The organism is Devosia sp., from assembly GCF_036563435.1.
GTDB lineage: Bacteria > Pseudomonadota > Alphaproteobacteria > Rhizobiales > Devosiaceae > Devosia.
Map to the genome: position 1 here is coordinate 484,322 of NZ_DATCMJ010000018.1, position 20,230 is coordinate 504,551.

Below are 20,230 nucleotides of genomic sequence, written 5' to 3' on the forward strand. Positions count from 1 at the left end.
GTGCTCAGTCTGCCCAGGAAGTTTCACTTTCCGAGCGCTCTTGGATCGGCGTTCGACTGCGCGCTCAAGCGACATCCCAATACCCCGCGTCTTTGGCCTCTCGCAGATAGCGTGCGATGCGGTTGTCCGGGTCGCGAAGAGGACCAAGAAAGGTCGGGAGCATTGGAGTGAGGCGCGTCCATTGTACGTCCTCGCGTTCTAGGTCGTTCTTGAGCGTATCTAGTTCTGCGTACGCGCTCTCCAAAGCCAGCAATGCGCGACATACCTGTTGCACGCGCCGCCCGTATTCCGGGCGAACCTGCTCGCAAACCTTTAGGCTAGCAGCCCCGACGGCTTGGCGGAGACGATCCTCAATGACCTGAAGTGCCGCGTCATGATGCGCCACCTGTGCGGTCTTTTCCCGGATCTGTGTGCGAAGCGTTGATGCACTGCCAGCATCTTCACCAAGCAGCTCGGCGACTTCGGGCTTGAAGGCCGGCGCCGGCTGACGTCCCAGTTCATCCTGGCACTGCCGGATTTCAGCCTGCAGCCGAGCATGCGTGGTTTGCAGCGCCGAACGCCGTTCAAGCAGGACGCCGTATTCGTCATCAACTTCTTGCAGGCTTGGGACGCGATAATTCGGCTCTACAGCCGCAGGTTTCTTACTAAGTAGACCCATGGGGCGCTCCTTAACGGGTTTGATTCAGGCGGCGAACGATCTCTCGGAGCGCGGCGCCGGTGATGGTTGTGGATTTGCGAATTGCGCCTGAGCGCCAATGGGTGGCCAGTTCACCTGCTGGAACGAACCGCCAAGGGTCTTCGCCTTTGCCAAACAGGATAGTCAGTTCGGGCCAGTTGGAGACAAACTCCAGCTGCATTTGTGGCAGCCCACGCTGATCATCTGCACTACCAGCCGCAAACAGGTGCAACACATGCTCGAGATAATCGCGGGCTACAGTTACCGGCGGCCGCATAGCCTCCGGCATGATGGTGACGTCCACGCCGCAGCGGCGCATGTCACCATAGACATGAACGGCCGTGGCGGCTGCTTTCAGCTGCGCTCCGCTCAGCAAAGCTAAAAGCAGCGAGGCGACATGCTCAATGTGGACGGCCGCTGGTGCAGAGGCTGAGCCAGTTGGTAGAATACCTGCTTCTTGCAAACGCCTTGCGAGGTGCAACACCCAGCCAGGTTTGGTTTCAGTGGCAGCCGCTATCGCTGCCACCGTTTCGGCAACGGTTGCCATGTTGTTTCCTTATGTTGGTTGGCGCGCTGCGACGCGCGCAAATGGACGCGCGAAAAAAATCCCCGCCTAAACGGCAGGGACTATCACCACACTGAGGGCTGTCGGGCCTCAATCTGGTGGCTTGTGAAGGCTTCAGGAACCAAGCGCACGAGTACAGGAACGGTCGTATGTTGACCCTTCACTGATTAAGGTTGCAACTTTCCGGTTTTCCTACCTCATCGAAGGTTATGGACACCAGAAACGCTCTTGTTCTCTGCCTGATCTGAGTGGGGAAAAAAGTCTCGAAACTCGCGGCGTAACGCGTTTCAGTACCCGGCCGGTGGGCACCCTTGGTTCCGGCAGAAAGGCGACCCACCCCCTCCCCTCCAGCCCTCAAAGTTCGGTGCGCCTTCCACCGATCACAAAACCGCAACCACCCACGACCAGCGCACGTTGACGGTCATCTTCGATGCCTGGCGGAGTGCTGAGATGAGCCTGCTAACACAGCCCCAACCGGTCCGGTGGGACCAGCTTGAACTAGCTGAGCGGCTACTCCTGCTCGCAATGACAGTCGAGCCACAACGGGGTGTAGCTTGGCTTACCCAGCGGCGACTCTGCTTCTTGGGTTTGGCGAGCATCACACCTAGAGGGTTGGCGATAACCCAGCACGGCCGGTACGTGATGGCTGCCAGCCACGGGTTGCCGGTGGTGGTTGGGCGGCCAGTCCCGCAGGAAACCGGAATGCGGGCTAGCCGGCACTATCCACAGCAATAACCAAGAATAATCAGCAGACGCGGCCCTTTATAAGCCCGGACTCGCAGTCAAGCCCCCATTTTGCGAAATCACTGGTTGTTAAGTATTAGGCTCAACCTGTAAATTGACAGGGTGATCGCAACGTTACTCGCGCCCACCACCGGCAGGCCCGCTCCAAGTAATGAGGAGGATGGTCTTTCGGCGGGTTAGCCGTCGAAGGGGTGGCAAGCCCGACTTGTCTCCAGAGATGGAGATTTGGCTATGCGAGTAGCATGTCCGATCATCAAGCCAGTGTCGGTTATCGACTACTGGCGTACACGGCTGGGTCAGCGGGAACATATCAGTTCCCACTGCCGCCGGTGGCCCTTGCGACGGGTCGCCAAGCGGTAAAACCAGCGATGCAGAAAACTTGGCCCCGCTTCGGCGGGGTCTTTTTTTCACCCGGACATCTTGTCCGCAATTCACCGGCCCGTCAAACGTGGCCGTCCACCATTTGTTCGGTTCGATCGGATTAATTTACCCTTGTGCATGCCGGAAGGCGGCAGCCGTTCCAACGGCTACCGACGCCTTCCGACGGTGCGGGGGTTATAGGGGGAGAGTGGGAACACCCCGTTGGTAGGCGTTGGAAGACCGTTGGAAGCACCGTCGGAAGGTCACCCGCCGAAGTCTTCAGCCGTCACCCAAAGCCTGCTTCGAGGCTTGGAAGGCGGCCCATCGACCACGATCTTAATCCGTCCATCGTCTAGCAGTCGGTGCATAGCTGACTCCAGCTTCGCCTTCCCAACGGCTTTAGCGTCGGGATGCTTGGCCATCACCGATGGTGCATACGTTGAGCTACGGTTCGGGCTACATGATTGCCCGTGTCGGTTGAGCTTGGACAGGAGCGCTAGAAAAGTGTCTTCGTCTTGCTTGTTCAACAGACCGCCGGCGAGACTCATAGTCTGCCCATCGCTCGCGACGAATACACCGTCCTCCCAGCGGAGGTTCAAAGTGTCACCAGTGCGGCCGTAGTTGGCTTTCATCGTCGTTAGCACCCGCGCGTCTGGATCCGCGGCATCACCAGTCGGCTTAGTCAGGTATAGCCTCGAGCGTACGCTGTTATTCCAGGCCGTGCTGCCGGACGTTCCACTGCCGGACTGCATACCACTCTGTGATGGGTGGCTGAGCAGCAGAACGGCGCAATTACCTTCGATGGCAAGCCCCCGAAGCATCGCCGCAAACTGTCTGACCTGTACTCGCTTGATCTCGTCACCGCCAAAAAGATCGGCGCTGGTATCCAGTACCACTAGGGTGGGTTTGTACTCGACAACGCGATCAAACAACGCATCCAAGAGAGGCGTGGCCTGCATCTTTCCGGATTTGTCAGGCGCCGCGAGCGTGGCATCAGTCTCAGCAAGCGGTAGCAACAGAAAACGGTCTTTTAGATCAGCGTACGTGTGGCCCGTGCTGGCGAGGATGTCATCAATACGCCGGTGAAACTCGTCAGCTTCGTCTTCGGCTCCTACGTACACGACGCGGCCAGCTTCTGGGTGTAGACCCATGGTCGAGCCACCCACGGCGGAAGCTATAGCAAGTTGAAGCGCCAGGAGTGACTTACCGAGACCGCCATCGCCAGATAGCAGGGTGACTGTCCGACCTGGAATAAGGGCTGGAACATACCAGCGCCGCTCCGGAACATGCTTTCCTGCCCAAACCGAGGGGTCGACAAACTCAACCAGCGATGCGGGGTAGTTGTCGTTCGCCGGCTCACTCATCCGAGGGGGCACAATTGTCTGCACCGGGTACTGGGGAACAGGCGCAGCCGGGGCGTCTGCTTGCCAAGCTTCGAGCCTACGTAGGTTTACCCTGGATGCCGCCCTACGCATCGAAGCCACCATACCGGCTTACCAGGCAAGAAATGTAGGATCCTTTCTTGGGTCGACTGCTGTGGTGTTATCAGTCGTCATTTGCTGCCACCCCAAGTGCTTCGATCGCCATGGCGGTCAGGGTCCTGGCCAACTTAAGCGAGAACGTAGCCGCGCGACGATGGCCAGCATGGGGAGCGAACAAGATCTTCTTGCCGTCGGGCATTTGGAGCAGACGTAGTCCGTACATCCGGACGTCGGGCGTCAGCTCCAGATCCACGGTGCCAAGGCAGCGGGTTGGTTTGCTGGCAGGTTCATCGACCAGCTCTGCATAGAGTATGCGCATTGTATTTCCTATCCGCGGTAATGCGGGCGTGTTGAGTTGAGCGCCGGGAGGGTGCCCGGAGCTGATCGTTGTGGTTGGTGTTGGTGGTTAGGCGGCCAACTGATCGCGCTCTTTGAGTGCAGCAGCCCTTCGGCCGTCGAGGTAATCTGCAAGGTCCGTTAGGTGCACGCCCTTTGCGCACTTCTGGCTTGCTTCCATCCGGACTAGCGGAATGGCGATCTCCCCTGCCCCGACCTTGCGGACGAACTTAGTCGGATCGAGATGTGAGAAGTAATCGCGGCAAACCGCCTCAACCGGGATCACAGCGGCGCCATTGTACTGGGCCATCAGCAGGAAAGCCGTGTTCAGGCGTGGGGAATTGTCGTTAGCGAGTTGGGACATGACAGGCTCCGGCGTTGGCGGAGGTGCCAACATCCAGTTTAGACCTGTGTGTCATTTCTGAAGTCAACTCGTTTGCGCTTATTCGCGACTATCCCTGAGTACGACAAAAATCCTACGCGGCAGCCACAGATCAATGAAATATTGTTTGCCTGCGGTAAATTAGAGCGTCAGTCCGTCCAATCGATCATGGGGGCAACGGAAAAGCGCCGGGCGCGCGCGATGTCGGTCATGGTGGCGGGATACATCAGAAAGGGCGGTCTGGCCAGCCGCAGGCGGGAGAGCTGGTTTGCACGAGAGGGGTGCAGGAGTAACATGTTAGTGTGGCATGGCGCTGCGATTTGCAGTATGGGCGCTGCACCAGTTCCCGCGAGCGTCCCATGACCCTGCCCCGCCACATCGCCGTGATCGACATCGGCAAAACCAATGCCAAGGTCGTGCTGATCGACTCCCAGTCGCGCCAGCAGGTGGCGGTGCGCACGACACCCAATGTGGTGCGGCGGGAGGGGCTTTATCCGCATGCGGACGTGGAGATGCTCTGGACCTTCATCGTTGGGAGCCTTCGGGTGCTGGGCGCCGAGCATGGCATCGACGGCATCTCGATCACCACCCATGGCGCCACGGCGGCGCTCATGGCGGGCGGGGTCCTGGCCATGCCGGTGCTGGACTATGAACATGATGGTCCCGAGCAGACGGCAGAGGCCTATGGCGAAGTCCGCCCACCCTTCAGCGAGACCCTGTCGCCGCTTCTGCCCAACGGGCTCAATCTTGCTGCGCAAATCTTCTGGCAGGCGAATGCCTTCACACAGGAGTTTGCCCGCGCCACGGCGATCCTGACCTATCCGCAATACTGGGCGTGGCGGCTGACGGGTGTGCTCGCGAGCGAGGTGACATCGCTGGGATGCCATACCGACCTGTGGGCACCGGCGACGGGGACGTTCTCGAGCCTTGTAAGCGCACAGGATTGGTCAGGGCTGTTTCCGGAGGTTCGTCCAGCGGCTTCGGTGATCGGCCACCTCCGACCGGACGTGGCGCAGGAGACTGGCTTGACGAGCGACACGCCGGTGACTTGCGGCATCCACGATTCCAATGCGTCGCTCCTGCCCCATCTGGGCCAGCACGAAGCGCCGTTCACCATCATCTCGACCGGCACCTGGACCATCGCCATGACAGTAGGCGGCAGCACCGCGCAGCTGGATGCCGGGCGCGACAGCCTTGCCAACGTTGACGCGTTCGGGCGCGCCGTGCCGACAGCCCGTTTCATGGGTGGACGGGAATTCGACCAGCTGGTGCCGAACATCGCGGAGCCGCGTGACGAGGAGATCGCCGCCGTCATCGATAGGGATGTTCGGGTACAGCCCAGCGTTACGCCTGGCGTCGGGCCTTTTCCGCAGGCGAAGGGCGGCTGGACGGTGGATGCCGAGACGCTTGGGGCCGGTGAGCGGACGGCTGCGGCTTCGCTTTACCTGGCTCTTGTGACGGAGGCTTCGCTGGGGCTTTGCGGCCTGGGGCGCGAGATCATCATCGAGGGGCCTCTGGCGCGCAACCGGCTGTTTGCCAGCGCCCTGGGCCGCCTCACCGGCGTGCCGGTCTATGCTTCAGGTGATGCCACGGGCACGAGTCTGGGCGCTAGCATGCTTTTCGGCTTTGGCGAGGCGCAGCGGGCCAGCCATGCGGCAATCCAATCGCTAGCGGTGCCGGGCTTCGACGAATACGCGCAGCGCTGGCGTCGTTCCATCGCCTAGCTGCCCTGCAGGCTGAACCGATGCTAGCGTGCTTCATTGTACCCATATAGGGGCATGGAGACGATCATGGGGCGGCACAGGGTAGTTATTGTCGGCAGCGGCTTCGGCGGGCTTTCCGCGGCGCAAGCGCTGGCGCGAGCCGATGTCGAGATCGTGCTGATCGATCGGCGCAATCACCACCTGTTCCAGCCCCTGCTCTACCAGGTGGCAACCGCCTCGCTGGCCACGTCGGAGATTGCCTGGCCCATCCGCCACATCCTGCGCGACCAGCGCAATGCCACGACCCTGCTGGCGACGGTGACGGAGGTGGACGTGGCCGGCAAGCGGGTGATCCTCGCCGACGCCCCTCCCATGCCCTATGATAGTCTGATCATCGCCACCGGCGCCCGCCATGCCTATTTCGGCAACGACGCGTGGGAGCAGTTCGCACCCGGGCTCAAGACCTTGGAAGACGCCACCACGATCCGCCGCAAGCTGCTGCTGGCGTTCGAGGCTGCCGAGCGCGAGCCGAATCCGCAGAAGCGGCAGGCGCTGCTGACCTTTGCGATCATCGGCGGCGGACCCACAGGGGTGGAGCTTGCCGGCGCCATTGTAGAGCTGGCGCGGGAAACGCTGCGCGGCGAGTTTCGGCACTCCGACCCGGCCAAGGCGCGCGTGGTGCTGATCGAGGCGGGTAGCAAGGTGCTGGGCAACTTCAAGCCGGAGCTATCCGACTATAGCCTCCAGGCGCTGAGACGCCTGGGCGTTGAGGTGGTCATGGGGGAACCGGTGACCTCCATTGATGCGGAGGGCCTGGAATATGGCGGCAAGCGCTTGGATACAGCGTCCATCATCTGGGCGGCGGGGGTGCAGGCATCGCCGGCGGCGAAGTGGCTTGGCGCGGAAAGCGACAAGGCGGGACGGGTAAAGGTGGAGCCGGACCTTTCCGTGCCGGGGCATCCGGACATCTTCGTGGTGGGTGACACGGCCGCAATGATCAATGCTGACGGCAAGTCCGTGCCAGGCATTGGTGACGCGGCCAAGCAGGCGGGGCGGCATGCCGCACGCATCATCGAGGCGCGGCTCCGCGGCGAGCAAGAGGCGCGGCCCTTCCGGTATGGGCACAAGGGAGACCTGGCGACGATCGGCAAGCGCGCCGCTGTGATCGACTTCGGCTGGATCCGCCTCAAGGGATGGATCGCCTGGTGGTTCTGGGGCCTGGCCCACATCTATTTCCTGATCGACACCAAGAATCGCCTCGCCGTGGCCCTGAGCTGGCTGTGGATCTACCTTAGCGGACAGCGCAGCGCCCGCCTCATCACGCAGGGGGACGCGACAAAGGCCGTGCCGATCAAGGAAGTGACCGACAGCTAGCGCTCGGCCGCTTCCACCGCGGTCGCCGCGCGGTGCAATGCCCGTTCGCGTAGCCAGATATAAAGCCCGCTACCGATGACGACCGGCGCCCCGGCAAAGAACCAGACGTCGGGTGGCTGGTTGAAGATAAAGAGGCTTGCCGCCGCGAAAAAGAAAATTTGCAGGTAGCTGAACGGCGCCAGCACCGAGGCGGGCGCATAGCGATGGGCAACGGTTATGAACTGATGCCCGGAAAAGCCGATGATGCCGATCAGGGACAGGATCACCCAGCCCAGGAGACTGTCTGGCCAGACCCAATTAGCGAGGGCAAGGGGCGCGAGAACCAGCGTGGGGAGAGCAGCACCGTAGAACTGCTGGGTGCCAGCCGAGTCTATTCCCGCGAGGCGTCGGGTCAGCAGGGCATAGCAGGCATAGGAGACAGCGCCGCCTAGAGACAGCAGCGTTGCGGGGTGGAATACGTCGCTGCCGGGACGCACGATGATCAGCACGCCGACGAAGCCGACAATGATGGCCAGCCAGCGCCGCCAGCCTACGGCTTCATGCAGGATAAAGACGGAAAGTGCGGTGATGATCAGGGGAACGGTGAAGCTGATGGCGCCGGTTACGGTGAGGGGGAGATAGCGCACGGCGGTGAAGTTGCAGAGGGTGGAGCCGACAAGCGCCGCTGCCCGCAGCATTTCAAGCGTCAGGTTCTGCGTGCGGAGAAGCCCCAGGCCCTTGCGCGGCAGGTTGATGCCGGCAGCAAGGCCAAGATGGACGGCGTAGCGCACGAACATGACCTGAAGCGCCGGAATGCCGGCAAGGCCCAGCCACTTGGCCGAACTGTCGAGGCAGACGAAGAGAAAATAGGCGGCAAGCGCAAGCCCGATGCCGAGCAGGCGACGCTCCTGTGCGGGCGCGATGGTGGAGGACATAGCTGTTCCGAAGATGGGCGCCGCAGGCGCGTCGGGATCGGCCCAGCGATGGGTGATGCGCCGACGCATGTCAAGGCACATCAGGGAAAACTTGTATGGAAGTTGGGCCGCGCCCCACCCACAAGCGTCACCCTCAGGCTTGACCCGAGGGTAATGTACTTGGGCGGCGCTCCGCACGTGAAGGGCCCTCGGGTCGAGCCCGAGGGTGACGGCTGGTGGGTGGGGCGCCGCTCCGTTCAGCTCGCCCTACCGCTGACAGTTTCAGAACGTGTCGCTGAGATTACGCACTTTCAGCGAGTGAAGCAGCTCGGACGCCGAGGGCTTGGCGCCGTGACGGGGCGTGAAGGTTAGTTCGGTTGTCCGGCCCGGCAGCAGCGTCACGGCATTGTCGGAGAAGTAGCCGGGCACGTCGACCGTGGCCGTGACAAAGAGCGCGGGTTTGTCTGCCGTGAGCGTCAGGACGAACTCGCCGTCGTTGTCGGACCAGGCAGCACGGACCTTGGGCTCCACCAGTTCGTAGGCCTTGTAGGGCTTGGGGAAGTAGTCGTTCTCGCCCAGGAGCTTGCCCTGCGCATCGCGCCAGGAGAAGAACAGGAACTCGTCCTCGGCAAGATCTGCAAAGGGCAGCGCGGTGATGGTGATGGCAGCATCGGGGCTGATGGCCGTGTTGCCGGAGAACACAACGCGGTCGCCGCCGCCGATGCGCACCGCGCGCACCTCGAGCGAGATGCTGACCGGCTTGGCGGTATCATTGATGCCGCGGAAGGCGATGGTGGTCGGCGGTGCGCCTTCCACGGGGGTGCCGCGCGAGTTGGTGGGCACCTCGTCGTGCTGCGGCACGGCCACGACATTGACCGGCAGGAAGAAGCGCTTGGCCATGTACTGCAGCAGCTTCCACTGCCCGCCATAGTCAAGGCTCGACCAGGAGGCCACCGGCCAGATGTCGTTGATCTGCCAGAACAGGGTGCCCATGCAACGCGGCTTGGTGGAGCGCCAGTATTCGATGGCCGTCTTGATGGCGAGGCCCTGCTGGATCTGGCTGAGGAACACCATCTGCTCGAAATCGCGCGGGAAACGGAAGTAGCGCGTCATCGTTTCGAGAATGCGCGCATTGCCGCCGGCATTGCGCTGGTGGTTTTCCATCACCGGCGAGGACGGGTTGCGATCCTTGGCTTCGGCAAAGGTCTCGATCACGTTCATTGATGTGAAGGACTGGAAGCCGAATTCGGAGGCAAAGCGGGGATGGACCGTCCGGTAGGCCTCAAATGGCTTGGCGGAGTGCCAGACGTCCCAGTAGTGGAGGTCGCCACGGGTGTCGGAATGCCAGCCGTCGGAGAAATCCATGTAGCCAAGCGAAGGCGAGGACGGCCAGAAGCGGCGGACCGGGTCTTCGTCCTCGACGATGTTGCCGAGCATGGAATTAAGGCGGTCGTAGTTGGCGATATAGCGGCCGGGGTCAGCCTTGGTCTCGGGGTACCAGTTGAGCGAACCGATGACCTCGTTGTCACCGCACCAGAGCGCGATCGAGGCGTGGTGACTGAGACGGCGCACCTGCTGGGTGATTTCCTGGCGCACGTTTTCGAGGAACGGGCGGTCGGAGGGATAGCTCATGCAGGCAAACATGAAATCGTGCCAGATGAGGATGCCCAGCTCATCGCAGAGCTCGTAGAAGTAGTCCGGCTCGTACTGGCCGCCGCCCCAGATGCGGAGCATGTTCATGTTGGCGGCCTTGGCGCTTTCGAGGAGGTCGCGGATGACGGCGGGGGTGATGCGCGACGGGATGGCGTCGGCGGGGATCCAGTTGGCGCCCATCATGGTGATGTCGCGGCCGTTGATGCGGCACTTGAACGAGTGGTCGATCTCGTCGGGCTCGACGATCCATTCGAGCTTGCGCAGGCCGATCTGGCGGACGGTCTTTTCGCCCTCGAGGTTAGTTACCAATTCGTAGAGCGGTTGCTCACCTTGCCCGGCTGGCCACCAGAGCCTGGGATTGTGGATGGTGATGTTGTGCGTAAAGAGGTTCTCGCCTTTCTGCACCACAACCTTATCGGTGATCAACTGCCCATCGATGGTGTGTTCAAGTTCCACCTCACCGTGAGCAAAGGCGAAAAGGCGAGTCTTGATCGAGAGTTCGACCGAGTTGCTGCCATGGGCCTGATCGACCTGGACGCTGTCCTGGCGCGCCAGGCGCGACTTGCGCAAGGACATGGTGCCGTAGACGCCGATCGGCATGAGGCAGATGCCCCAGTCCCAACCCGCATGGCAGGCCGCCTTGCGGATGAAGTTCATGTGGATGCCCTTCAAACCGTTGGTCTGGTAGTTCTTGGTGAAGGGGATAGGAAACGGGTGCCTATCGGCGCGCGCCTTGGCAACGTCGGGTGCGATGTCGAACTCGATGCGGAGCGTGTTGTTGCCCTCGCGCACCTTGCCGGTGACGTCGATGTCGTTGCGCAGGAAACTGTTCTGCGTCCTGGCGACCACTTCGCCGTTGAGAAGGATCGTGGCGATGCAATCGACCTCGGCCAGGGTCAGCGTCAGGTAACCGTCGATATCGGCGGCGGAGGCGGTGAATTGCCGCTCCACCGACCAGGCGGTTTCGTTGACCCACATGACCGTTTTTTCGTTTTCGCCGAAATAGGGATCGGGAATGTGGTTGCCGGCCAGCAGGGCGGTGTGCACGTCGCCCGGGAGCGCGATGGGCGCCTTGATGTCGATGGTCGGCGATGACAGCGCGAAATCGCCCCGCAGATCGAGGGCGGAATAAGTCTCTGGCACGGCCATCTGGGTCTCCTCACGCGCCCCTTAGGGGCAGTCAGCTCGCTTGTTGGGCGTAGCAAATAGGTTCTGCAATCGATTGCGGAACTCCTTCTACACGCAGATCAAGGCATCCCTCAATGGCGAAATCTGCTCGATTTTTCGTAATTGCAGCGTTGCTATTTGCGACAGAGGACCGATCAGCAGGAGCCAGCTTTACAGCTCTATTAGGATTTTTCCGGCTAGGGTCTGCCCAGAGTTGGGGCCAGAAGGCCAATGTCTGGTTTGAATGCCATTGCCAAGTTCTTCGCGCTGCCGGACGATCCCGATCTGGTTCAGGCGCAGGCGCGCGCATTCACGCGGCAAGTGCCGCTCATGTACTGCATCCTCCTGGTCAATTCTCTGGCGCTGGCGGCGACGCATGACACGGCCCCTGCCCTTTTGCGCATTTATGTTCCTGCGCTGCTGACACTGGCCTGCATGTCGCGCCTCGTCATGTGGTGGCGCACCCGCAAAAGGGAGATGACGGCTGAACGTGCGCGCAAGCTCCTGGGCAGCACGGTTGCGCTGGCGGCGCTCCTGGGCGTGGGCTTCTCCGCCTGGTCGCTGAGCCTTTATCCCTACGGCAACGCCTTCCAGCAGTCCCATGTCGCTTTCTACATGGCTATCACAAGCATTTGCTGCGTGTTCTCGCTCAAGAACCTGCGTGGCGCTGCGATCACGGTGGCTGTCTGTGTTCTCGTGCCGTTCACCGGCGTTTTTGCGACCAGCGGTAATGCGGTGTTCATGGCGCTGGCGTTCAATTTTGCCATCGTCGTCCTGGTGCTGATCTGGTTACTGCTGGGCAACTACAGGGACTTCAGCGAATTGGTCGCTTCCCGCTCGGCGGTCGAGCGCAAACAGCGGGAAACCCAGCTGCTGTCGGACGAAAATTACCGCATGGCGAATGTCGACAGCCTGACGGGGCTGCCCAACCGCCGCTGGTTCGTGCGGCACCTCACGGCCGAGTTGGAAAAGGCCGAAGCCGAGGGCCGGCAGATCGCCGTGGCCCGGCTCGACCTCGACAGCTTCAAATCGGTCAATGACATCTTCGGGCAGATCACCGGTGACCGGGTGCTGATCGAGGTGGCGGAGCGGATCAAGGCGCTGCGCCGCCCCGCCACCATGGTGGCGCGGCTGGGCGACGACGAATTCGCATTGGTCATTGTTGAAGCCACGAGTTCTGCGGGCCTCCAATCGTGCGGAGACACCCTGGCTGGAGCGATGCGCAAGTCTTTCGACACCAAGCAGGGTATCGTCCACCTGTCGGCCTCCGCTGGTCTCGCGCTGTCCAAGTCGGGTGACACTGCTGAAACGCTCTACGACCGGGCCGACTACGCGACGTGGGTGGCCAAGCGCGAGGCGCGGGGCACGGCGCTGGTGTTCAGCGACAAGCATGCGGCCGAACTGGGGCGCGTGCGCATCATGGAGCACGCGCTGCTCACGGCGGACCTCGAGGCAGAAATCCACATTCTGTTCCAGCCGCAGTTTGACGTATCGCTGAACCGGATCACCGGATTTGAAGTGTTGGCGCGGTGGCACAACCCGCTGCTGGGAGAAGTGTCGCCGGCCAAGTTCATTCCCTTGGCCGAGCGGATCGGCATGATCAGCAAGATCACGCAGACGGTGTTGCGCAAGGCGCTCCTCGCCTCGGCAAGGCTTCCCCGCTCGATGCGGCTGTCGGTGAACCTTTCGGCACACGACTTGGCCTCGACAACGGCGATCGAAGCCATCGTGGCCCTGGTGCAGCAGGCGGGCAGGCCGTGCCGCGTCGACTTCGAAATCACCGAGACCGCCGTCATGCGCGACATGGAGCAGGCCAGCGATGCGCTGATCGCGCTTCTGTCGCTTGGCTCGCGTATCGCGCTGGACGACTTCGGCACCGGCCATTCAAGCCTCACCTATGTGCAGAAGCTGCCGCTGGACCGGATCAAGGTGGACCGCAGCTTCGTCAAGGACGTGACCACCGACGCGACCAGCCGGGCGATCATCAAGACCACGATCGACCTCTGCCGGAACCTGGGCATCTCCTGCGTTTTCGAAGGCATCGAGACCGAGGAGCAGCTCAAGGTGCTGCTCGGGCTGGGCGGCACGGTGATGCAGGGCTACCTGTTCGGCCGCCCCATGACCGAGGACGCCATGCTCAAGCAGCTGACGGACGAGCGGCATGGGTGGCACCGCCACCCACGCCAGGTTTTCGATACCGCCAGCTAGAGCCGGGCTACTGCGCCGCCTCAACCTGGTCGGCATCGATGAAGCCGCCCGACTGACGATGCCAAAGCTGGCTGTAGATGCCGCCGGTATCGACCAGCTCGGCATGCGTGCCGGTCTCGACCACCCTGCCCTTGTCGAGCACCACGAGCCGATCCATCATCGCGATGGTGGAGAGGCGGTGGGCGATGGCGATGACCGTCTTGCCCTTCATCAACAGTTGCAGTTGGCCCTGGATGGCGGCTTCGACTTCGGAGTCGAGGGCGGACGTCGCTTCGTCCAGCACCAGGATCGGGGCGTTCTTGAGCAGCACGCGGGCGATGGCGATACGCTGGCGCTGGCCGCCAGAGAGCTTGACGCCGCGCTCGCCGACATGGGCATCGAAGCCCTTGCGGCCCTGGAGATCGCTCAGCCCTTCGATGAAGGCTGTCGCCTCGGCCAGATCGGCCGCCTCGCGCATCATCTCTTCGGTCGCGTCAGGGCGGCCATAGATGATGTTATCGCGAACCGAGCGGTGCAGCAGGGACGTGTCCTGCGTCACCACGCCGATATTGGCGCGGAGCGAGTCCTGAGTGACGGCGGCGATGTCGTGCCCATCCACCAGGATGCGCCCGTCGGCGCGGTCATAGAAGCGCAGCAGGAGGTTGACGATGGTCGACTTGCCGGCGCCGGAGCGGCCGACCAAGCCGATCTTCTCGCCAGGGCGGATGTGGAGGTTGAGGTCGTCGATGACGCCCGAGGTCTTGCCGTAGTGGAAGGAGACGTTCTCGAACTTGATATCGCCCTCGACCTTGCCGATCGGCTGGGCGCCCTTGGCGTCGGAGACGACGCGCGGCAGGGAGAAGGAGGAGATGCCGTCCTTGACGGTACCGATATTCTCGAACAGCGCCGACATTTCCCACATGACCCACTGGCTCATGCCCTGGAAGCGCATGACGAGGCCGAGCGAGACCGCGAGGGCGCCCGGCGTCATCAGGCCCTGCATCCAGAGCCAGATGCCGACGCCGCCCACCGAGGCCAGCAGCAGGGCATTGGACCAGAGCACCAGCATGTTGAGCCAGGTGAAGAGGCGCATCTGGCGGTACACGGTGTCGAGAAACTCGTCCATCGCCTCCTTGGCATAGCGCTCCTCGCGGTTGGAGTGGCTGAAGAGCTTGACCGTGGCGATATTGGTGTAGCTGTCGACGATGCGGCCGGTCATGGTCGAGCGAGCATCGGCCTGGGCCTGCGAAATCTTGCCCATGCGCGGAATGAAGTAGACCATCAGCGACACATAGGCCGCCAGCCACAGCAGGAACGGAATGGCGAGGCGCCAGTCGGCCGACGCCGCCAGCACCACCGCTCCGGTGAAGTAGACGACGACATAGACCAGCATGTCGAGCAGCTTCATCACCACTTCACGTACGGCGAGCGAGGTCTGCATCAGCTTGGCGCCGATGCGGCCGGCGAACTCGTCCTGGAAGTAGCTCATCGACTGGCGGATGAGGTAGCGATGGCTCATCCAGCGGATGCGCTGGGGGAAGTTGCCCAAGAGCGTCTGGTGCATGGTGAGGGTGGAGACCAGCGCGAAGCCGGGCAGGACCAGCACGACCATGGCGGCCATAAGTGCCAGCTTCCAGCCGTCGGTCTGGAGGAAGGTCTCCGGGTTGGCGCCAGCGAGCCAGTTCACCACATCGCCGATGAAGCCGAAGATGATGATTTCGCCGATGGCCACCGCAGCGGCAGCAAAGGCCATCAGGGCCAGCCACTTCTTGGCGCCGTGGCTATAGTGGAGACAGAAGGCCAGCAAGCCTTTGGGCGGCTCGACAGGATCTCCGGAAGGATAGGCGTTCAGACGTCGTTCAAACCAGCGCAGCATGATCGTCACCAGGATTGGGCCAGGCCGCATCGGACTTGCGCTCTGTCCCCATTGTGGACCGGGAGCGCGCCCGATGTCGTGCCGACCAGAAAAGACTTCCGCGCTCGATACGCGCACAGGCGCAGAGGAGCAGCGTCGCGCAGCCAGCCGGTCCGCGCCTCAAGCCGACGAACGGGGCTGAGAATATTCGACCGAAACGGATGCAGGTCCGTTAGGATACACGATAGAGGCGAGTCTGCTGTTGCAGCCGCGCCACAATAAATCCCGGACCGACGACAGACGGATGACGCATGCGTACTGAGACCGAGCACACCATCTACCTCAAGGATTACACCCCCAGTCCCTATCGGATCGTAGCCGTCGACCTGGACTTCAAGATCCTCCCCGAGAACACGCGCGTCAGGGCCCTGCTGACCGTGGAGCCGCGCGAGGACACTCTGGCCGGGACGCCGCTGGTGCTGGACGGGGATGGGCTGACGCTGAGTTCCATCGCCATCGATGGCGCGCCGCTGATGCTGTCCGCCTACGCAGCGGACGACAAGAGCCTCACGCTCGTGGAGCCGCCGCTGCGCCGCTTCGTGCTTGAAACGGAGGTGGTGCTGCAGCCGGAGGGCAATACGAAGCTGATGGGGCTTTATCGCTCCAGCGGCACCTGGTGCACGCAATGCGAGCCGGAGGGCTTCCGCCGCATCACCTATTACCTGGATCGCCCGGACAACCTGGCCGTGTTCAAGGTGCGCATGACGGCGCCCAAGGACGTGGCGCCGGTGCTGCTGGCCAATGGCAACCTGGTGGACGAGGGCAACGCGGGAGACGGGCTCCACTTCGCGGTGTGGGAGGACCCCTTCCCCAAGCCGGCATACCTCTTTGCCCTGGTGGCGGGGGATCTCGGCTCAATCACCGACAGCTTCACCACCGCTTCTGGCCGGCAGGTGCAGCTGGCGATCTATTGCACCCACGGCAAGGAAGAGCAGTGCCTTTGGGCAATGGACAGCCTCAAGCGCTCCATGGCCTGGGACGAGCGGCGCTTCGGGCGCGAATACGACCTCGACATCTTCAACATTGTCGCCGTCAGCGATTTCAACTTCGGCGCGATGGAGAACAAGGGGCTCAACATCTTCAACGACAAGCTGGTCTTCGCCAAGCCGGACACGGCCACCGACGGTGACTATGACGGGATCGAGCGCGTCATTGCGCACGAATATTTTCATAACTGGACCGGCAACCGCATCACCTGCCGCGACTGGTTCCAGCTCTGCCTCAAGGAAGGGCTGACGGTCTATCGCGACCAGGAATTCACCAGTGACGAGCGCAGCCGCGCGGTGAAGCGCATTTCGGACGTCGCCACGCTGCGCCGGGCCCAATTCCCGGAGGACGGTGGTCCCCTCGCCCACCCGCCGCGGCCGGACCAGTATCGCGAGATCAACAACTTCTATACGACCACGGTCTATGAGAAGGGCGCCGAGATCGTCCGGATGCTGGCAACGCTGCTGGGCGAAGCGGGCTTCCGCAAGGGCATGGATCTCTATTTCGAGCGCCACGACGGCCAGGCGACGACGATCGAGGCGTTCCTTGCAGCCTTCGCCGATGCCAACGGCACCAATCTCGACCAGTTCAAGACCTGGTACCTGCAGGCGGGCACGCCACGCCTCAGCGTGGAGGACAGCTACGATCCGTCTTCCCAGACCTTCAAGCTCAAGCTCAAGCAGGAAACGCTGCCCACGCCCGGCCAGCCGGACAAGCAGCCGCTGGTCCTGCCGATCCGCTTCGGCTTGCTGGGTCCAAATGGCAATCCGATGGAGTGGTCCGGAGTGGCCGGCGCCGAGATCCGCGACGACATCATCGTCTTCGACACGGCGACGGCGGAAGTGACCTTCACCGGCGTGGCCAACCGCCCGGTCGCCTCGCTGCTGCGCGGCTTCTCGGCACCCGTGATCGTGGACAGCAAGGCGAGCCAGGAGGATCAGCTCTTCCTTGCCCGGCACGACAGCGACCCGTTCAACCGCTGGCAGGCCCTGCAGGACGTCGGCATGGCGCTTGCCGTGGATGCGGTCAGGGGCACGCCGTGGAGCACGGCCTCGGCTGCAGCTTTGAGCCAAGCGATGAGCGACACGCTTGCCAGCGAGACGCTGGACGACGCCTTCAAGGCGCTGGCGCTCAACATTCCGGACGAGCAGGCCATCGGGCGCGAGATCGGCAGCGACATCGATCCAGACCGCATTCACACGGTGCGGCGCGACCTGTTGCGGGTGGTGTTCGATCCAATCGCTGCGCAGTTGCTCACGGCCTACAACCGCCTTGCCAGCGATGCGCCCTATGCGCCGGACCCGCAGAGCACGGGACGCCGCGCCTTGCGCAATCGCTTGCTGGGACTGCTGCTGGCGGCGGAAGCGCCGGGTGCTTCGACGCTGGCGGCGCAGCAATATGCCAGCGCCAGCAACATGACCGACCGCATGGCAGCGCTGGCCAGTTCCACCTATGCCAACACGCCCGATTCCGCGGCCATGCTGGCCGACTTCCGCAGCCGGTTCGGCAGCGATCCGCTGGTGCTCGACAAGTGGCTGGCCGTCACGGCTGCGGCACCACGGGACGGCGTGATCGCGGACATGAAGGCGATCCTGGCGGAGCCGGGCTTCCCCAAGACCAATCCGAACCGCTTGCGGGCGCTGCTAGCCACCTTTGCCATGAACAACCCGACGCAGTTTGCGCGTGCCGACGGAGAGGGCTTCCGCTTCGTCGCCGATTTTGTGGCCGAGGTGGACAAGATCAACCCACAGGTGGCGGCGCGCGTGCTGACCGGCTTCCGCATCTGGCCCATGCTGGAGCGCTCCCGGCGCGAAGCAGCCCGGGCTGCGCTGACAACGCTGCAGGGCGTTTCGCTGAGCCGGAACACCGCCGATATCCTTACGCGCATGCTGGCTGACTAGCACCCCCGAAAGGTGCTGCAACCTTGTGCCGGGCCTCAAAAAATCGAAGAGGCTCGGCGCTCTCGACAGAGAAATTTACAGCTCCTGTGGAAGAATTTTTCTTCGGCGCTAAGTGACTCTTCCGACTCGTGTTTTTCCGATCTGCCTGGCCGGGGCAGAGACCGGGGTATGGACAGCTGAGTCCGCCTGATTCATTAATCGTTAAGGGCAAATCGGCGGGTCAGGAGACCCCTCCTCAACAGCGGAGAATTGCATGCGGACGGCGGAGATATCCGGCGCCAGCGTAACCGGATTCGGTTCTGGCAAGGTTGGTGCAGGCAGGCAACTTCACTCCGCCAAGGCCCGGGCTTCGCGATCCCTTTTCCGCTTCACGCTCACGCCGCTCACCACCGCCGTGGCCTTCACCGCCCTGCTGGGCGCCACGCTCTTCATCCTCTACGACACCGCCCGCAGCTTCCAGGACGCGCAGCGCGAGATCGCGATGGTGGGCGCGGCTCTCGCAACCCAGCTTTCGAGCATGAACAGCAGCGAAGCCGAAGCCATGCTGGCCAGCCACAATCGCTATCCGGTTTCGGCAGCCCACGCGCGCTTCAACGGCAACACCAATATCGACGCCAGCCCGCTTCTGGCCGGGCTGGTGCTGCCGGTGCCGCCCCATGGCGTCCTAACGCTCGAACCGCGGCAGGGGCATGTGTGGAGCGGCATCATCCAGCGTGGCGGCGCCGCCCTTGCGCTGGCTGGGCTCATCACCCTGGCTGCGGCGCGCAAGCGCCGCGACGACATGCCCGACGCCGTGCAGCGGCACAATTTCAGCACCCTGGCCGCCGCCATTCCACTGGGCGTGGCCTGCTGGACCCGTACCGGAAAGCTGATCGTCTGCAACGAGCAATATCGCAGCCGCCTGAAGCTAGGGAGCGGCACGACGACCTACCAGGAAGCGGTGAAAAGGCTCAGCATCGGCGGCTATATCAAGCTCATCAACGATGATGACGGCAGCCGCGTGCTGGAGCTGCATAGCGAGGATGGCGCGTGCCTGCTGATCGACGAACGGCCGCTCGGCGAAGGCGCCTTCATGACGCTGATCAGCGACGTCACCGAGGCCAAGCGCACCGACAACATGCTGCACGCCATTCGGCAGGAGCAACGCCTCCTCGCCCGCCGCTACCATGAAGAAAAGCTCAAGGCGGAAGCGGCAAGTCGCGCCAAGACCAATTTCCTCGCCCATCTCAGCCACGATATCCGCACACCGCTCAACCACATCATCGGCTTTGCCGACCTGATGCGGCACCAGACCTATGGGCCGCTCGGCGACGCGCGCTATGCCGACTACGTCCAGTCCATAAAGGCCTCGGGCGAGCGGCTGCTGGCGTCGTTTGCGACCATCCTGGACTTGGTCGAGCTCGAGGGCGGCCACAAGGCCCTGCGCTCCGACCCGGTCGATCTTGATCACCTGCTCGACGGCGTGGTGCACCGCTTCAAGGCGCAGGCGAACCGGGCGGGCGTCACGTTTGTTCTGGGCGAACAGAGCAACGCCATTGTGATGGGCGACCAGCTCGGCTTGACCCGCATGATTTCAAACCTGGTCGAGAACGCGCTGCGGTTTACCCCATCGGGCGGGCAGGTGAAGCTTGCCGCCTTCACGGCGCGCGACGGCGTGGTGATCGAGATCACCGACACCGGCCTCGGCATGAGCCAGGAGCGGCTCGACAGTCTGTCGCAGCCCTTTGCGCTGGGGGACGCGACCTTTACCCGCGAAAGCGGCGGCCCAGGCTTAGGGATTTCGATCTCCCGCGCCATTGCCGAGGCGAGCGGGGGAAATCTCGTGATCGACTCCACCCCTTCAATCGGCACCACGGTTGCGATATCCTTGCCGCTGGCCAGCATGGCGCAGGGACAGGCCGCCTGA

13 protein-coding genes are annotated in these 20,230 nt (G+C 62.8%); 5 read left to right on the forward strand and 8 right to left on the reverse strand.

Translation table 11 applies throughout. From position 1 onward, the window contains the following. Positions 1-64: 64 nt before the first annotated feature. From VIL88_RS14820 to VIL88_RS14840, 5 genes are all read right to left on the reverse strand, one after another. A complete protein-coding gene (locus tag VIL88_RS14820; RefSeq protein WP_331990172.1) occupies positions 65-658 on the reverse strand; it encodes a hypothetical protein in 594 nt (197 codons plus the stop codon). Positions 659-668: 10 nt separating this feature from the next. Next, on the reverse strand, positions 669-1,223 hold the full coding sequence (locus VIL88_RS14825) for a hypothetical protein (RefSeq protein ID WP_331990174.1): 555 nt from the start codon (positions 1,221-1,223) through the stop codon (positions 669-671). Between the two features lie 1,385 nt (positions 1,224-2,608). Then, positions 2,609-3,709 (reverse strand): AAA family ATPase, encoded by a 1,101-nt coding sequence (locus VIL88_RS14830; protein WP_331990175.1) that lies wholly within the window; start codon positions 3,707-3,709, stop codon positions 2,609-2,611. Positions 3,710-3,890: 181 nt separating this feature from the next. Further along, positions 3,891-4,145 (reverse strand): hypothetical protein, encoded by a 255-nt coding sequence (locus tag VIL88_RS14835; protein WP_331990176.1) that lies wholly within the window; start codon positions 4,143-4,145, stop codon positions 3,891-3,893. 87 nt (positions 4,146-4,232) lie between these two features. Further along, positions 4,233-4,526, reverse strand: coding sequence for a pyocin activator PrtN family protein (locus tag VIL88_RS14840; RefSeq protein WP_331990177.1), 294 nt, complete (start codon positions 4,524-4,526; stop codon positions 4,233-4,235). A gap of 377 nt (positions 4,527-4,903) precedes the next feature. Between VIL88_RS14840 and VIL88_RS14845 the strand changes: the two genes are divergently transcribed. Both VIL88_RS14845 and VIL88_RS14850 read left to right on the forward strand, forming a co-directional pair. Further along, the gene (locus VIL88_RS14845) at positions 4,904-6,268 is read left to right on the forward strand and encodes an FGGY-family carbohydrate kinase (RefSeq protein ID WP_331990179.1); all 1,365 of its coding nucleotides are present in this window, start codon (positions 4,904-4,906) and stop codon (positions 6,266-6,268) included. Between the two features lie 66 nt (positions 6,269-6,334). After that, positions 6,335-7,621, forward strand: a complete 1,287-nt coding sequence (locus tag VIL88_RS14850) for an NAD(P)/FAD-dependent oxidoreductase (protein ID WP_331990181.1) — start codon at positions 6,335-6,337, stop codon at positions 7,619-7,621. Here the strand turns inward: VIL88_RS14850 and VIL88_RS14855 are convergent. Then, the gene (locus VIL88_RS14855) at positions 7,618-8,604 is read right to left on the reverse strand and encodes a DMT family transporter (protein ID WP_331990183.1); all 987 of its coding nucleotides are present in this window, start codon (positions 8,602-8,604) and stop codon (positions 7,618-7,620) included. The two genes, VIL88_RS14850 and VIL88_RS14855, sit on opposite strands and share 4 nt — an antisense overlap. Positions 8,605-8,796: 192 nt before the next feature. Further along, entirely contained in the window at positions 8,797-11,316 is a 2,520-nt protein-coding gene (locus VIL88_RS14860) for a beta-mannosidase (RefSeq protein WP_331990185.1), read from the reverse strand. 249 nt (positions 11,317-11,565) lie between these two features. Between VIL88_RS14860 and VIL88_RS14865 the strand changes: the two genes are divergently transcribed. Then, a complete protein-coding gene (locus tag VIL88_RS14865) occupies positions 11,566-13,542 on the forward strand; it encodes a putative bifunctional diguanylate cyclase/phosphodiesterase (protein ID WP_331990187.1) in 1,977 nt (658 codons plus the stop codon). Between the two features lie 7 nt (positions 13,543-13,549). Here VIL88_RS14865 and VIL88_RS14870 read toward each other — a convergent pair whose 3' ends face one another. Further along, positions 13,550-15,397 (reverse strand): ABC transporter ATP-binding protein, encoded by a 1,848-nt coding sequence (locus VIL88_RS14870; protein WP_331990189.1) that lies wholly within the window; start codon positions 15,395-15,397, stop codon positions 13,550-13,552. A 290-nt stretch (positions 15,398-15,687) separates the two neighbouring features. On the opposite strand from VIL88_RS14870, the gene pepN reads away from it, so the two are divergent. Continuing rightward, on the forward strand, positions 15,688-18,324 hold the full coding sequence (gene pepN, locus VIL88_RS14875; protein WP_331990191.1) for an aminopeptidase N: 2,637 nt from the start codon (positions 15,688-15,690) through the stop codon (positions 18,322-18,324). 253 nt (positions 18,325-18,577) lie between these two features. After that, positions 18,578-20,230, forward strand: coding sequence for a HAMP domain-containing sensor histidine kinase (locus VIL88_RS14880; RefSeq protein ID WP_331990193.1), 1,653 nt, complete (start codon positions 18,578-18,580; stop codon positions 20,228-20,230).

What these genes read in the sequence shown, in the direction of transcription:
- VIL88_RS14820 (WP_331990172.1), bottom strand. Translation starts at nt 658, where the DNA reads ATGGGTCTACTTAGTAAGAAACCTGCGGCTGTAGAGCCGAATTATCGC.
- VIL88_RS14825 (WP_331990174.1), bottom strand. Translation starts at nt 1,223, where the DNA reads ATGGCAACCGTTGCCGAAACGGTGGCAGCGATAGCGGCTGCCACTGAA.
- VIL88_RS14830 (WP_331990175.1), bottom strand. Translation starts at nt 3,709, where the DNA reads ATGAGTGAGCCGGCGAACGACAACTACCCCGCATCGCTGGTTGAGTTT.
- VIL88_RS14835 (WP_331990176.1), bottom strand. Translation starts at nt 4,145, where the DNA reads ATGCGCATACTCTATGCAGAGCTGGTCGATGAACCTGCCAGCAAACCA.
- VIL88_RS14840 (WP_331990177.1), bottom strand. Translation starts at nt 4,526, where the DNA reads ATGTCCCAACTCGCTAACGACAATTCCCCACGCCTGAACACGGCTTTC.
- VIL88_RS14845 (WP_331990179.1), top strand. Translation starts at nt 4,904, where the DNA reads ATGACCCTGCCCCGCCACATCGCCGTGATCGACATCGGCAAAACCAAT.
- VIL88_RS14850 (WP_331990181.1), top strand. Translation starts at nt 6,335, where the DNA reads ATGGGGCGGCACAGGGTAGTTATTGTCGGCAGCGGCTTCGGCGGGCTT.
- VIL88_RS14855 (WP_331990183.1), bottom strand. Translation starts at nt 8,604, where the DNA reads ATGCGTCGGCGCATCACCCATCGCTGGGCCGATCCCGACGCGCCTGCG.
- VIL88_RS14860 (WP_331990185.1), bottom strand. Translation starts at nt 11,316, where the DNA reads ATGGCCGTGCCAGAGACTTATTCCGCCCTCGATCTGCGGGGCGATTTC.
- VIL88_RS14865 (WP_331990187.1), top strand. Translation starts at nt 11,566, where the DNA reads ATGTCTGGTTTGAATGCCATTGCCAAGTTCTTCGCGCTGCCGGACGAT.
- VIL88_RS14870 (WP_331990189.1), bottom strand. Translation starts at nt 15,397, where the DNA reads ATGCTGCGCTGGTTTGAACGACGTCTGAACGCCTATCCTTCCGGAGAT.
- pepN (WP_331990191.1), top strand. Translation starts at nt 15,688, where the DNA reads ATGCGTACTGAGACCGAGCACACCATCTACCTCAAGGATTACACCCCC.
- VIL88_RS14880 (WP_331990193.1), top strand. Translation starts at nt 18,578, where the DNA reads ATGCGGACGGCGGAGATATCCGGCGCCAGCGTAACCGGATTCGGTTCT.